This window comes from Castellaniella sp., from assembly GCF_036379515.1.
Lineage (GTDB): Bacteria > Pseudomonadota > Gammaproteobacteria > Burkholderiales > Burkholderiaceae_B > Castellaniella.
Genome location: NZ_DASVGN010000021.1, coordinates 87,030 through 101,210 on the forward strand (window position 1 = coordinate 87,030; position 14,181 = coordinate 101,210).

At 62.9% G+C, this 14,181-nt stretch carries 10 protein-coding genes and 1 tRNA gene; 2 read left to right on the plus strand and 9 right to left on the minus strand.

Annotated elements, in window-relative coordinates:
- Positions 1-84: 84 nt before the first annotated feature.
- Both VF285_RS06965 and VF285_RS06970 read right to left on the minus strand, forming a co-directional pair.
- Positions 85-161 (minus strand) — tRNA-Pro (locus tag VF285_RS06965).
- A gap of 55 nt (positions 162-216) precedes the next feature.
- Positions 217-1,182 carry a polyprenyl synthetase family protein gene (locus VF285_RS06970; RefSeq protein WP_346951893.1) on the minus strand — a complete coding sequence of 322 codons (966 nt, stop codon included), beginning with the start codon at positions 1,180-1,182 and terminating at the stop codon, positions 217-219.
- 104 nt (positions 1,183-1,286) lie between these two features.
- On the opposite strand from VF285_RS06970, the gene VF285_RS06975 reads away from it, so the two are divergent.
- Positions 1,287-2,138 carry an ATP-binding protein gene (locus VF285_RS06975; RefSeq protein ID WP_346951943.1) on the plus strand — a complete coding sequence of 284 codons (852 nt, stop codon included), beginning with the start codon at positions 1,287-1,289 and terminating at the stop codon, positions 2,136-2,138.
- Positions 2,131-3,123 (plus strand): Nudix family hydrolase, encoded by a 993-nt coding sequence (locus VF285_RS06980; RefSeq protein WP_346951894.1) that lies wholly within the window; start codon positions 2,131-2,133, stop codon positions 3,121-3,123. The genes VF285_RS06975 and VF285_RS06980 overlap by 8 nt, the downstream gene beginning before the upstream one ends.
- An 11-nt stretch (positions 3,124-3,134) precedes the next feature.
- Here VF285_RS06980 and VF285_RS06985 read toward each other — a convergent pair whose 3' ends face one another.
- From VF285_RS06985 to VF285_RS07015, 7 genes are read right to left on the minus strand one after another with little or no spacing between them, the layout of a single operon-like run.
- Positions 3,135-4,595, minus strand: coding sequence for an efflux transporter outer membrane subunit (locus VF285_RS06985; protein ID WP_346951895.1), 1,461 nt, complete (start codon positions 4,593-4,595; stop codon positions 3,135-3,137).
- A gap of 22 nt (positions 4,596-4,617) precedes the next feature.
- The gene (locus VF285_RS06990; RefSeq protein WP_346951896.1) at positions 4,618-7,722 is read right to left on the minus strand and encodes an efflux RND transporter permease subunit; all 3,105 of its coding nucleotides are present in this window, start codon (positions 7,720-7,722) and stop codon (positions 4,618-4,620) included.
- Positions 7,719-10,799, minus strand: a complete 3,081-nt coding sequence (locus tag VF285_RS06995; protein WP_346951897.1) for a multidrug efflux RND transporter permease subunit — start codon at positions 10,797-10,799, stop codon at positions 7,719-7,721. The genes VF285_RS06990 and VF285_RS06995 overlap by 4 nt, the downstream gene beginning before the upstream one ends.
- On the minus strand, positions 10,796-12,019 hold the full coding sequence (locus VF285_RS07000; protein ID WP_346951898.1) for an efflux RND transporter periplasmic adaptor subunit: 1,224 nt from the start codon (positions 12,017-12,019) through the stop codon (positions 10,796-10,798). The genes VF285_RS06995 and VF285_RS07000 overlap by 4 nt, the downstream gene beginning before the upstream one ends.
- Positions 12,020-12,022: 3 nt before the next feature.
- The gene (gene zapD / locus VF285_RS07005) at positions 12,023-12,775 is read right to left on the minus strand and encodes a cell division protein ZapD (RefSeq protein WP_346951899.1); all 753 of its coding nucleotides are present in this window, start codon (positions 12,773-12,775) and stop codon (positions 12,023-12,025) included.
- A gap of 37 nt (positions 12,776-12,812) precedes the next feature.
- Positions 12,813-13,418, minus strand: coding sequence for a dephospho-CoA kinase (gene coaE / locus VF285_RS07010; protein WP_346951900.1), 606 nt, complete (start codon positions 13,416-13,418; stop codon positions 12,813-12,815).
- 59 nt (positions 13,419-13,477) lie between these two features.
- Positions 13,478-14,173: an A24 family peptidase gene (locus VF285_RS07015; protein WP_346951901.1), complete on the minus strand. Its 696-nt coding sequence runs from the start codon at positions 14,171-14,173 to the stop codon at positions 13,478-13,480.
- Positions 14,174-14,181: the final 8 nt, after the last annotated feature.

A 14,181-nucleotide genomic window follows, 5' to 3' on the forward strand; every position in this document is an offset into this window, starting at 1 on the left:
GATTAATGGGGTAGAGCCAGCCCGGCTCTTATGCGAGATATCGCCTAGAGCGTTGATTTACAAGGGGAGACAAGAGAAAGAAGATGGTCGGGGTGACATGATTCGAACATGCGACTCCTACGTCCCGAACGTAGTACTCTACCAGGCTGAGCTACACCCCGACGGTGCGATTGGCTGCTTGCGAAGAACTGCGCTGCAAGCGGGCCACGGGAACTTTCAACGATCACGCTCGACCGCGAAAGCACAGAATTTTAGCAGAGTTTCTCGATATTCGGAATTCGGGAACGCGGCCAGAGACTCGCGCGCACGATCGGCCTCGGCACGCGCCGCCTGGCGGGTGTAGTCAAGCGCATCGGTCGCATGAATGGCGCGCGCCACTGCGTCAAAATCGGCATTGCCGGTTTCGATGGCACCGCGGATCAAGGCTTTTTGTTCGGCCGAGCCCACGTCCAGCACGCGGATCAAGGGCAGCGTGGGCTTGCCTTCACGCAGATCATCGCCCACGTTCTTGCCCAATGCCTGTACGTCGCCACTGTAGTCCAGCACATCATCAATCAGCTGGAAGGCCGTCCCCACATGGCGCCCGTAATCTGCGGCCGCCGTGACCAGCGCAGGAGCCGCACCTGAAATAATGGCCCCGACCTGGGCGGCCGCCTCGAAGAGCTTGGCTGTCTTGTAGCGCACCACCTGCAGATAGCGGTCCAGTGAGACGTCCGGGTCGTGCACGTTGAGCAGCTGCAGGACTTCGCCTTCGGCAATCACGGTGGTGGCCGATGACAGGACGGCCATGGAGGCCATGGAATCCGTCTCTACCATCATCTCGAACGAGCGCGAGTAAAGATAATCGCCCACCAGCACGCTGGCCGCATTGCCAAAAACAGCGTTGGCCGTCTCGCGCCCCCGGCGCATGTCGGACTCATCCACTACGTCGTCGTGCAGTAGCGTGGCCGTGTGAATGAATTCAACCACCGCAGCCAACTTATGGTGATTGACCCCGTGATACCCCAGGGCATTGGCAACCAGCAACACCATGGCCGGACGCATGCGCTTGCCGCCAGCTCCTACGATGTAATCACCAATGGTGCGAATCAGGACGACGTCGGAATCCAGGCGGGCGCGGATGACCGCGTCGACGGCCTGCATGTCGGCAACAATGGGAGCGAACAGTTCGGAAAAGTTCAAGACGGACCCGGATACTGGTGGGCGCCCGCCCAACGCGGCCGCAAAGACCCAGATTATACTTTCCGTGTCATATTCAGGAGAACCTTGTGGCTGCCCATGCCGAAATGCAGCAATTGATGGACCGAGCACTGTCGGTCCTGGCACAGATCGAAGCCTGGCTGCCTCCTGCTCCCCCACCGATCGACTGGACGGCCTACGCCTTCCGCTGGCAACGGCGCGGCGATCGCGGCTGGCTCGATGCAGTGCACCACACGACCCCTATCCATCTGCGGGACCTGCAACACATCGAACGCCAAAAGGCCGTCATCGAACGCAACACGTTGGCGTTCCTCAACGGCAAACCGGCGAACAACGTGCTCATGACCGGTGCGCGCGGCACGGGCAAGAGTTCACTGGTACGCGCCATGCTGGATGCTCATGCGCAGCGCGGGCTCAGGCTCATCGAAATCGACAAATCCGACCTGGGTGACCTGGGCCAGATCACCGATCTGATCGCGAACCGCCCCGAGCGCTTCATCATCTTCTGCGACGACCTGTCGTTCGAAGAAGGCGAGGCGGGCTACAAGGCCCTGAAATCCGCGCTGGACGGTTCAGTGGCCTCACCCGGTGAGAACCTGCTGATCTACGCGACCTCGAATCGCCGGCACCTCATGCCCGAATACATGCACGAGAACCTGCAGGCAGAACACCAGGCAGACGGCGAAATCCACCCGGGCGAGACCGTTGAAGAAAAAATCTCGCTCTCTGAACGTTTCGGGCTGTGGCTCTCGTTCTACCCTTTCGGGCAAGACGATTACCTCGACATCGTGCAGCATTGGCTGACCGTTCAGGGATGCCCTGCACCGCAGCTCGATGCGGCCCGCATCGAGGCGCTGCAATGGGCCTTGGAACGAGGCTCACGCTCTGGGCGGGTCGCACGGCAATTTGCCCGTGACTGGACGGCACGCCATGTCTAAACCGTATATTCGTGTGGCCGCCGGCCTCATCCTGGACCAGCGCGGCCGCCTGCTGCTGGGCCAGCGCCCCGAGGGCAAGGCCTGGCCAGGCTGGTGGGAATTCCCCGGCGGCAAGATCGAGGCGGGCGAAACCGTCGAACAGGCGCTGGTGCGCGAGCTCGACGAAGAGCTGGGCATCCACGCGACGCACATCTACCCCTGGGTCGTGCACGTGCACGAATATCCCAAAACTGTCGTTGAGCTCGCCTTCTGTCAGGTGACGGCCTGGACAGGAGAACCCCACGGGCGCGAGAACCAGGCGCTGGACTGGGTGGACCCCTGGGACATCCGCCTGGACGAATCCGAACACCCCATCGCACCCGGTGGGGGATCGTTACTGCCGGCGGCCACCCCGCCGCTACGTTGGCTGCGCCTGCCCAAGTGCTACCGCATCAGCCAAATCGGCGGCCCGGAGCATCTCGAGACATGGCTGGGCGAATTGCGCCAGGAGCTGATGCGTGGCCTGAGGCTGGTGCAGTTTCGTGAACCCACCTGGCAGGGTGATGCGGACTCGTTGCACCAGGCCTTTGTAGCCACACTCACGTTGTGCCGCCAACACGATGCCCGCTGTCTCATCAATAGCGTCCACCCTCGCGCATGGTGGCCACAGGCGGATGGCATCCAATTGCGTGCGGCCGATGCACAGCGTATTTTGCAGGAGGACACACGCCCGCCTGGGTGGTTGGGCGTGTCGGCGCATCAGGCTCAGGACATCGACTGTGCACGGCAGCTGCAGGCTGACTTCGTGGTGTTGGGTCACGTGCTGCCCACGGCCTCCCATCCACACGATGCACCTCTGGGCTGGGACGCCTTCCAGACGCTGGCCAATCAGGCGCACCGTCCTGTCTTCGCCATTGGCGGCCAATCGACTGCCACACTGGAAACTGCCCGACTGCACGGCGCCCATGGCATCGCCGCGCTGCGTGGAGCTCTGCTCGAAGATTGAACGATCTCGGATCAGCGTGGCGCCGATGTTCCGGGTGCCACGCTGCCGGTATTCAGCCCAGGCCAGCCGCCGCCCAGTGCCACGACCAGTTGCACGGCGGCATCCAGACGCTGCGCCTGCAGGCTCACCGAATTCTGCTCTGCGCTCAAGGCAGCGGTCTGGGCCTGCACGACGCTCAGGTAATCCACGAGCCCCGACTGGTACTGATTGGTCACTTGGCGCAAGGTTTCGCGCGCAGCCGCCAGGGCGCGATCCTGCGCGGCCTGCTCGTCGACCATGTCGTGTGATTGGACCAGGGCGTCTTCGACTTCCCGCAACGCATCCAGGACCGTCTTGCGATAGGCGGCCGCTTGCACATCGTAGGCAGCCCGCGCCTGCTCGACCGCCGCACTGCGTGCTCCACCGTCAAACAAGGTCAGGGCCAGCGCAGGGCCCAAAGTCCAGAACTGCGCCGGAGCGGTGATCCAGGACGCGAACGCACCGGCACTGTAGCCACCCTGAGCACTCAAAGTCAGGTCCGGGAACCAGGCCGACTGGGCCACCCCAATCTGTGCATTGGCCTGCGCAACCCGCCGTTCGGCCCCCGCAATGTCGGGGCGGTGCTGCAATAAGGCGGAAGGTACGCCTGCGGGCACCTGAGGAACCGGCGGCAAGCCCCGCCCCGCCGGCCATTGAAAACCCGAAGGCACCTGCCCCAGCAACACGGCAACCGCGTGGATCTGCTGTGCCCGTTGCCAGCCCAGCCGGATGCGCTGCACGCGTGCCTGATCCAGCTGGGCAGACGCCGCCGCGACGTCCGCCGGCGTGGCCACCCCTGCCGCCAGCCGATGGCGCGTCATGGTGAGCGCCTGCTGGTACGCCTGCAAGGTACGCTCCAGGAGCGCGTCCTGCATCTCGCTGGACCGCACCGCCATGTAGGACTGCGCCAGCGTAGACTGCAAGCTCAGGCGCATTGCCGCCAGGTCGGCCTCGCTCGCCTGCACACCGGCACGGGACGCCTCAATGCCGCGCCGCACGCGACCCCAAAGGTCAGCTTCCCAAGTCACAGCCGCCGACACATCATACGTATTGGCCGGGTTTCCGGGGGCCGCCAGCCCCTGCCCTGCACGCTTTACCGAAGACGAGGCACCGACCACCGGAAACAGGGCTGAGCGCGAAGCGCCCAAGGCGGCCTGAGCCTGTCGATACTGTGCCTCGGACTGTGCGAGATCCAGGTTTCCGGCAGGCATCCGAGTCATCAAATGGTCCAGTTCCGGATCGCCCAAGGCCTTCCACCACTCGCTTTGCACGACCATCTGCGGCTGGGCTACCTGCCAGCTGCCTGCCGGAGCCTGCGCATAGGCAGTTCCCACACTCTGCGCCGGCCGATGGTAATCGGGCCCCACCGTGCAGGCACTGACGCACAGGCACAGGCCGCATGCCAGCCAGAAAGAGCGCCCGCAAAAAGAAAGCCTCTGGTCCTTCGTCGTCATGCTTGCGTCCACTGATGTGTCCTCATCCCGCAGTTCCCCGCGACGTTTCCAGTCGTGCACCACGTGTGCGATGCCGCAGGCGATCCAGTGCAAGGTACACCACCGGTGTGGTGTACAGCGTGAGTATCTGGCTCACCAGCAGCCCGCCAAAGATCGTCAGGCCCAGGGGGCGCCGCATCTCGACGCCTGCCCCCGTGGCCAGCAAAAGAGGCAAAGCGCCCAACATGGCCGATAGAGTGGTCATCAAAATAGGACGAAAGCGCGCCATGCAAGCCTGATAGATCGCGTCGCGCGGGCTCAGGCTGTCACGGCGTTGGGCCTGCAGTGCAAAATCGACCATCATGATGGCATTTTTCTTGACGATGCCGATGAGCAGAAACACCCCGATCAGCGCAATGAGCGTGAACTCCATCCCCACCATGCGCATCGCCAGCAACGCCCCGACACCCGCCGACGGCAAGGTCGACAAAATCGTAATGGGATGAATGGTGCTCTCGTAGAGCATCCCCAGCACCAGGTACATGGCCACCAGGGCCGCCACCAGCATCCAGGGCTGCTGGGCCACGGCACTGCGCATCATGCTGCCGCTCTGATCCAGTCCCGCCTGGAGGTCCCGGGTAGGCAGATCGATGCGGGCCATGGCCTGGTTGATGGCCTGCAGGGCCTGATCCAGAGATACGCCGGGCGCCAGGCCAAAATCGACCGAATCGGCCGCGAGCAGGCCGTCGTGATTCACGGAGTTGGGCGCCGTCCCTTCGGTCAGGCGCGTAAAAGCCATCAATGGCACCTTCTGGCCACTGCTGGTCACGACATGCAAGGATTGCAGAGAATGCACGTCCTGTGCATACTGCGGCTGCAGCGCCATGACCACGTGATACTGGTTCAAGGCGCCATACAACACGGCAACCTGACGTTGACTGAAGGCATTATTGAGAACGGCCGCCAGATCGGACATCTGGACGCCCAGCCGCCGGGCCGCGTCCCGATCAACCTCGAGCCCTACCTGGCGTCCCCGATCTTCTACATCGTCATCGACGTCCACCAATTCTGGCAAGGCCGCCAGTGCATTGCGTACACGGGGCAGCCACAGCTTGAGCAAGGCCAGATCGCTGCCCATGATTTCGTAGGAATACGAGCCGGATCGGGACGAATGCCCCACGAAAATGTCCTGTTGCGGCACCAGGAACATGCGTGCACCCGGAGTATGCGCAAACTTGGGCCGCAGGCGATCCACCACCTGATTTGCGCTGACACCGCGCTCGGACAAGGGCTTGAGCTGGATCTGAATGAAGCTTGAATTACTCCCACCACGCCCGCCGGCGTAGGCCGTGACCGTCTCCACGGCGGGGTCGGACAACAGCACTTTGCGAAAAGCGTTCAGCCGCGCCTGAGTCTCGTCAAACGATGTCCCCGTATCGACCCGGAAGAAGCCTATGAGCTGCCCCGTATCCTGCTGCGGAAAGAACCCCTTGGGGATGCTGGCGTACAGATAAACATTCAGCCCCACGGTCGCAAGCAGCAACAACAACACCACGCGAGAATGGTCCAGCGACCACCTCAAGGAGCGTTGATAGCCGCGCATGACGCACGCCCCTGATCGGTGCAATCCCTGCATGAAAAGGCCGCGCGGCCGAGGCTCCAGGGGTGGCTGCAGCTTTAGGAACCGGGCCGCCATCACGGGGGTGAGAGTGACCGAGATGAGCAAGGACACACCAATGGCCACCGACAAGGTGACTGCAAACTCTTTGAACAAGCGTCCAACCAGCCCTCCCACCAGCCACAGCGGGATGAACACGGCAATGAGCGACACGCTCATTGCCACCACCGTAAAGCCCACCTCGGTGGCTCCCCGCAGGGCGGCCCGCGCGGGACGCATCCCACGCTCCACGTGGCGCATGATGTTCTCCAGCACCACGATGGCGTCGTCCACCACGAAACCGGTGGCCACGATGAGCGCCATGAGCGAAATCGTATCCAGCGTAAAACCGAACCACCACATCAGGCTGAACGTGCTGATGAGCGAAGCCGGTACCGCAATGGCAGGGATGAGCGCCGCGCGCCAGTTTCCCAGAAAAGCGAGCACCACACCGACCACCAGGACCACGGACAGCACCAGCGTGAGTTCTGCCTCGCGCAAGGACGCACGGATGCTGGGAGTGCGGTCCTGGGCGATCGTCAGATTCACTTGGGCGGGCAGCAGCGACTGAAACGTGGGCAGGAGCGCGCGAATCTCGTTGACCGTGTCGATGATGTTGGCACCCGCCTGACGGCGAACGATGAGCAGGACGGCCCGCCTGTCGTTGAAATAGCCCACCTGATTGGTGTCTTCCACCGAATCCTGCACCCGGGCGATGTCGCTCAGGCGGATGGGGCGGCCATCCTTCCAGGCCACGACGAGCGGGGCATAATCGGCCGCCTTGCGCAGCTGCGCACCGGAACGGATCTGCCATTGGGTCGCCGATTCTTCAACCATGCCGGCAGGCTTGAAGGTGTTGGCATCCTGCAGCACCTGTCGCACGCGATCCAACGACACCCCCATGGATTCCAGTGCGCGAGGATCGAGCTGTACACGCACGGCAGGCAAGGAGCTGCCACCCACCGTCACCTGTCCCACCCCGCTGACCTGCGACAGCTTCTGCGCCAGGACCGTGGACGCAAGGTCGTAGAGCTCGCCCTGAGTTCGGGTATCGGACGTCAGGGCGAGCGTCATGACGGGCGAAGACGCCGAATTCACCTTGCGATACGTGGGGTTGTTTCGCATGCCCGAGGGCAGCAATGGACGCGCGGCGTTGATGGCGGCCTGCACGTCGCGTGCCGCGCTATTGATGTCGCGATCCAGATTGAACATCAGCGAGATCGTGGTCTGTCCCTCGCTGCTGCGCGAACTCATGCTGCTCACGCCTGCAATTGCACCCAGCGACTGTTCCAGCGGCATGGCGACGCTGGAGGCCATGGTTTCCGGGCTTGCACCGGCCAGCGAGGCCGACACCGAAATCATGGGGAAATCAACCTGCGGCAGCGGCGCCACGGCCAGAAATCGCAGCGCCAGAACCCCTGACAGCACCATGGCCAGACACAGCAGACTGGTCCCCACGGGTCGGTGCAGGAATAGGGCAAAGAACCTCATGACGGACGTGCCCGACGCCAGTGCGCCAGGCGCTCGAACATGAGATAGATCACGGGCGTGGTAAACAGGGTCAGGAGCTGGCTGCAGAGCAGCCCTCCCACCATGGCCAGGCCCAGGGGTTGGCGCAGTTCAGCCCCCGATCCGGAAGCCAGCATCAGCGGAATGGCGCTGAAAAACGCCGCCAGCGTGGTCATGAGAATGGGGCGGAAACGCAGCAGCGCAGCCTCATGAATGGCCGCTTGTGGGCCCAGACCCCGATCACGCTGGGCTTCCAGCGCGAAGTCGATCATGAGAATCGCATTTTTTTTCACGATCCCAATGAGCAAAATGATGCCGATCACGCCGATCATGTCCAGCTCCGACCCTGCGAGCCAAAGTGCCAGCAAGGCCCCGATCGCCGCAGACGGCAGCGTGGACAGAATGGTAATCGGGTGAATGGTGCTCTCGTAGAGTACACCCAGCACGATATACATCGTGACCACGGCCGCCAGCAGCAGCCACAGCGTGCTCGACAGAGACACCTCGAAAGCCCTCGCTGCACCCTGAAACTGCGTATCGATGGAATCTGGAACATGCAGGCTCGCCCGAGCATCTCCCACCGCCTGCACCGCATCCGAGAGCGCGATGCCAGGCGCCAGATTGAAAGAGACCGTGACCGCCGGAAACTGGTTCAACCGCTGTTCGGCCAAGGGCGTCACACCCGGCTGCAGATGCACCACGGTAGCCAAGGGCGTCACGCCACCACCGCCCGTGGGCACGTATAGCTGCTGCAAGGCCGAAGGACCGCTGGCAATGAGCGCCGCATCCGCCTCCAGGACCACGCGATATTGTGAAGACTGCGTATAAATGGTGGAAATCAGCCGCTGCCCGAAAGCGTCGTACAACGCGTCGTCAATGGATGCCTGGGTCACGCCCAGACGTGCCGCCGCATCACGGTCCACGACCACGGACAGCGACGGCCCTTGGTTCTGCGCGTCGCTGCTCACGTTGCGCAGTTGCGGCAAAGCCTGCATGGCCTCGACCAGGCGAGGCGCCCACTGATTCAACGCGGCTGAGTCCGGGCTGGAGACCGTCATCTGATACTGAGCCCTGCTCACCTGGTCTTCGACCGACAACTCCTGCACAGGCTGCAGATAGGTCTGGAGTCCCACGACCGAATGCAACGAGGACTGAAGACGGCCAATGACAAGGTCGGCGCCATCCGTGCGTTCGGACAAGGGCTTGAGTGTGATCTGCAGGCGCCCCGTATTCAGGGTTGTATTGTCGCCATCAATGCCCACAAACGAGGTGACGGACGCAACCGCCGGGTCTTGCAGAACCCGGGCAACTGCAGCCTGTTGCAGCCCTTGCATGGCCGTGAAGGAAGCTGCCTGCGGCCCCTGGGTGATCGCAAGGATCGCACCGGTATCCTGCTGTGGGAAGAACCCCTTGGGAATGCCTATATAAAGCCCCGCTGTGACGAACAGGGTCGCCAGGGCCACCCACAACGTGGCACGCTGATGCGCCAGCACCCATTGCAAGCCTCGGTCGTACCAGGCCACCAGGCCATCCATGGCAGCGCCCGCCCACTGCAGGAAGTGTCCATGCTTTTCCTCGGCTTGCGGACGCAGCATGCGCGCGCACATCATGGGGGTGAGTGTCAGCGAGATCAGCAAAGACAACAGGATCGCCACCGACAGCGTGACGGCAAATTCACGAAACAGGCGCCCGACAACGTCCGCCATGAAGAGCAGGGGGATCAGCACGGCGATCAAGGACGCCGTCAGGGACACCAGCGTGAAACCGATCTGTTTCGCACCGCGCAGCGCCGCCGCCAGCGGTGATTGGCCCTCTTCGATATGACGGGCAATGTTCTCGATCATGACGATGGCGTCATCGACCACGAACCCCGTCGCAATCGTGAGCGCCATGAGGGTCAGGTTGTTGATACTGAAGCCCAACAGATACATGAGCCCGAACGTTCCCACCAAAGACAGGGGCACCACCACCCCTGGGATCAAGGTGGCCCGCCACGTGCGCAGAAACACAAAAGTCACCGCCACCACCAGGAAGATGGCCAGCAGCATCTCGAGCTCCACGTGACGCACGGAATCTCGTATCGTGTGCGTGCGATCGGCCGCCACCTGCAGGCTGATCCCCGTAGGCAGCGTCAGCCTCAAACTGGGCAAAAGCGCCTGGATGCGGTTCACCACATCGATGACGTTGGCCCCCGGCTGGCGCTGGATATTGAGCAAAACGGCCGGCGTCCGGCCAAACCATGCCGCCTGGTTGCGGTCTTCAGCGGCCCGCTTCACTTGAGCCACGTCCCCCAGCCTCAGGGGCGCACCATTCTCGTAGGCCAGAATGAGCTGCTCGTACTCTGCAGGGTCCTGCAACTGGTCGTTGACGTTCAGTGTCAGCGACCGCTGTGGACCGTCAAGGCTTCCCTTGGGCTGGTTGACGTTGGCTTGCGTCACGGCCTTGCGCACGTCGGCCAGTGTGAGTCCATGCGCGGCCAAGGCCTGGGGATCAGCCTGAATGCGCACGGCCGGACGCTGCCCGCCCGCGATGCTCACCAGCCCTACCCCTGAAATCTGTGCCAGCTTCTGGGCGACCCGCACTTCGATAAGGTCACGCACCTGGTACAGCGGGAGCGTCGGGGAGGTCACGGCCAACGTCATGACGGGCGTATCGGCGGGGTTGACCTTGTGATAAATGGGAGGCGACGGCATGTCGGCCGGCAGCAGGTTGGACGCCGCGTTGATGGCGGCCTGCACTTCCTGTTCGGCCACGTCCAGTGGCAGGCCCAGGTCGAACCGCAAGGTGATGCGCGAAGATCCCCCCGAACTGGTGGAGAGCATCTGCGAAAGCCCCGGCATCTGTCCGAATTGCCGCTCCAGTGGCGACGTCACCAACGCCGTCATGACATCCGGGCCAGCGCCCGGATACAGGGTCGTCACTTGAATGGTGGGAAAATCCACCTGGGGCAAGGCCGAGACGGGCAGCTCGCGATATCCCATGAAGCCCGCCAGCATCAACGCAATCATGGCGAGCGTGGTCGCCACGGGCCGGAGGATGAACGGACGTGACAGGTTCACGAACGCGAACCCTGCGGTACGGGACCTCCAGCATCTTTTGCCTGGCCTGCAGGCACCGCAGCCGATGGCGCTTCAGGCGCTACCACTTCGACGGCGCTGCCCTCACGCAAGCGGTCCGTTCCCTCGACGACCACCGTGTCACCCACTGTCAGGCCTGACTCGATCACGACCTGATTGCCATCGTCCACCCCTGTCACCACCGGCACCACATGCGCCTTGTGCTGAGCATCGATGCGATAGACGAACTGCCCCGCCGAACTGCGCTGAACCGCGCGCAGCGGCAACACGACCCCGGATTCCAACCCCAGCCGCAGGCGCACCTGGACGAACTGGTTGGGGAACAGCGTATCGTCCGCATTCGCGAAGCGGGACTTGAGCTGCACAGTTCCAGTCGCCACGTCGATCTGATTGTCCACCGCCAGCAGGGTGCCGGTCGCGACGACAGGGCCGTTCACGGCCTGCATGAGCTCGGTGCGCAAGTCCGGAATCGTACGACGGGCGTCCAGCAGGTCAGGCAACCTGCCCTGAGGAATCGCAAACACGACATCCATGGGCCGCAGCTGTGTGAGGACGACCAGACCTTCGGTATCCGAGGCATGGACCATGTTGCCCACATCGACCTTATGCAGCCCAAGGCGCCCATCCACGGGCGCCAAAATACGGGTGTAACTCAGCTGCAGCTTTGCATTGGCGACCGCTGCCTGATCCGTCTGCAACTGCCCCTGCAGCTCGCGTACCTGTGCTCGAGCCGCATCCAGCTGCTGGCGCGACACGGAATTCTGCTTGTACAAAGTCTCGTAACGCGTCAGATCGAGGCGCGCGTTCTCAAGCTGGGCCGTATGCTGGGCTTGCTGGCCCTGCGCTTGTTGCAAAGCAATCTGAAAGGGCTGCGGATCGATCTGCGCCAGAAGGTCGCCCGCATGCACCGATTGCCCGTCGACAAAGTGCAAGGCCTGCAACGGGCCATCGACCCGAGAGCGAACAGTGATGGTGGCGACCGGCGTGACCGTACCCAAGGCGCGCAAGGACCGGTCCACCTGCCCCGCGCGCGCTTGAACCACTGACACGGGCGTTGCTAGCGCCCCGACCTTGAAGCCGGGGGCTTGGGTCCCCGAATGGCCATGCCACCAGAACCACGCAGCCACGGCAGCCACCACGCACAGGACGACCAGCACCCGGGTTCGGCCCCAAAGCCGCCGAGTCGAGGAATCGGCCATCATGAGCTAAATGTTGCAGCGCGCGAGGCGAAAGCGGATGTCTCGCCCGGCCGGTTGAGGCTTGGCCGTATTGTCCTGGGCGGAAAACCGTACCCAGATGACGTATTTATTGGCGCTGATTTCGGGGAATACCCCCTGCGCAGGGTCGACCCAGACGCGAAGCAGCTGGAAAGTCTTGCCGCCCAGCATTTCCTGGTAAGCCCCCTGAGTTGCCAGCTGATCTTGTGCATCGCCGGCATCGCGAAGCAGCTGCAAAATCAGTGCAACGCTTTTATACAAGGGCATGAAGGGACGTATCCAGCCATCCAGATCATGCGTACGAGCGCTCGAAGACTTGATCTGCCAGGCATAGTACGACGGCAAATCGATAGGAGACGAACCACCCGGCACGGTGATGCGACCACGCAAACCTGCCAGCCATTCGTTCTCGCGCACCCCTTGGCCGATGCGCCCCTGATCGGCCAGATCGGCAGACGCCGACCGGATGTCGTTCAGCAATTTGTCGAGCGTGGGGCGATCCACCCCCGGATGTTCTCGCAACCCCGACAGCGCCGCACGATGGCGGTCCAGATCTTGCAGCACCGCAGTACGCACGTCCGCACGGTCGCACATATCGAGCAACTCGAACAAAGTCGTCAAGGCAATCTGATGGCAGCGCGGGTCTTCGCCCTTGATGAAGAAAAACAGACGATCAAAGAGGTATTCGACCCTTAAGAGAGTCCGCACACGTTCGTTGCAAGGGTTTTCGTACAAAATCACGCAGCGAGATCCTACTCGTAAGGGTATGTCCGGCCGATCATCGTGCTGCCTGGCTACACCAGATATCATGGAAACGACGCGTACGCGCACGCAAGGTATCCAGATCCGTCGTGCCGTCATTCAAGATGACGTCATCAGCGGCCGCCAGGCGCTCCTCCCGGGATGCTTGAGCGGTCATGATACGCTCAATGGTATCTTGCGTCAGCCCACTTCTGGACTGCACGCGCGAGATTTGCGTCTGCGGATCGCAGTCCACCACACAGATACGGGCAACCCGCTCGCGCCAGCGCCCGGATTCCACCAAAAGCGGCACCACGAAGACGCAATACGGACCATCAGCCAACCGGGCCTGCATCCGCATGGCCTGATCGATCAGCGGGTGCAGGACCGCTTCGAGCTGCAGACGGGCAGAGGCATCATGAAACACCCGATCGCGCATCCAGCGACGGTCCAGGCCGCCGTCAGGCTGGATGGCCGCATCGCCAAAAACCTGACGCAAAGAAGTGATGGCTTCGCCATCCACCGCCGTAAGGCTGTGCGCAATCTGGTCCGCATCCACGATGGAGGCCCCCCACTGCGCCAGAAAATCGGCAACCTTCGACTTGCCAGACCCGATTCCGCCCGTCAGACCAATCGTCAACATGGAGGTACCCCGCGCACCGAAACCCAGACTTTACCGCAGGTGGGCTGGCCACAGCCGGCTCAGGCAATCCCGGATCGAGTCAGCCACGCATCACCCCACAGCACAACCGGCAAGGCTGCCACGCTGATGCAAGGCCCAAATGCGCAGGCCCCTTGGCGGCGAATGCGAGACGAACATAACCAGGCAAGCCCGCCCAGCAAAGAGGCAAGCCACAAGACCAGGCAAGCCGAGGGGACACCGACCCAGCCGGCAAGGGCTGCAAGGTATTTGATGTCCCCCGCACCCAGGCCTTCACGACCTCGCCACCAGTAAAACAGGCCGGCAGCCGCAGTCAGCCCCGCCCAGACCAGCGCAGATGCGCTGCTGGCCGTGGTCAGTGTCAGCGGCCCCCATACCCAGGCCAGGATCATGAAAGGCAGAGTCAGCGCATCCGGAAGCAGGCCGCTACAGGCATCGATCCAGGCAAGTGCTGCCAGGATGAACACTAGCGCCACCCAAGGCCACGCAGACGCCCCTTGCACCCCCAGGACAGCGCCACCCAGCGCTCCCAGCAGGAGGGCGGCAAAACCATCGATCACCGGACGCAAAGGGCTGGAATCCAGGAAAGCCTGAAAGAGCGTGCCCGAGGTGGCATCATGTCCCGCATACAGGCGCTGCGCATACGCCTCGGCCCAGCGCCGCATTCGCAGGCCGATCCCCGCCATGACCCCTACGGCCACGACCCAGGCAAGCCACCGGTACAAGTCGGTTCCCAATCGCCAAG

Excerpts from the sequence above, each read along its gene's own strand:
- VF285_RS06985 (WP_346951895.1), bottom strand. The coding sequence starts at position 4,595 with ATGACGACGAAGGACCAGAGGCTTTCTTTTTGCGGGCGCTCTTTCTGG.
- coaE (WP_346951900.1), bottom strand. The coding sequence starts at position 13,418 with ATGTTGACGATTGGTCTGACGGGCGGAATCGGGTCTGGCAAGTCGAAG.
- VF285_RS06990 (WP_346951896.1), bottom strand. The coding sequence starts at position 7,722 with ATGAGGTTCTTTGCCCTATTCCTGCACCGACCCGTGGGGACCAGTCTG.
- VF285_RS07000 (WP_346951898.1), bottom strand. The coding sequence starts at position 12,019 with ATGATGGCCGATTCCTCGACTCGGCGGCTTTGGGGCCGAACCCGGGTG.
- VF285_RS06975 (WP_346951943.1), top strand. The coding sequence starts at position 1,287 with ATGCAGCAATTGATGGACCGAGCACTGTCGGTCCTGGCACAGATCGAA.
- VF285_RS06980 (WP_346951894.1), top strand. The coding sequence starts at position 2,131 with ATGTCTAAACCGTATATTCGTGTGGCCGCCGGCCTCATCCTGGACCAG.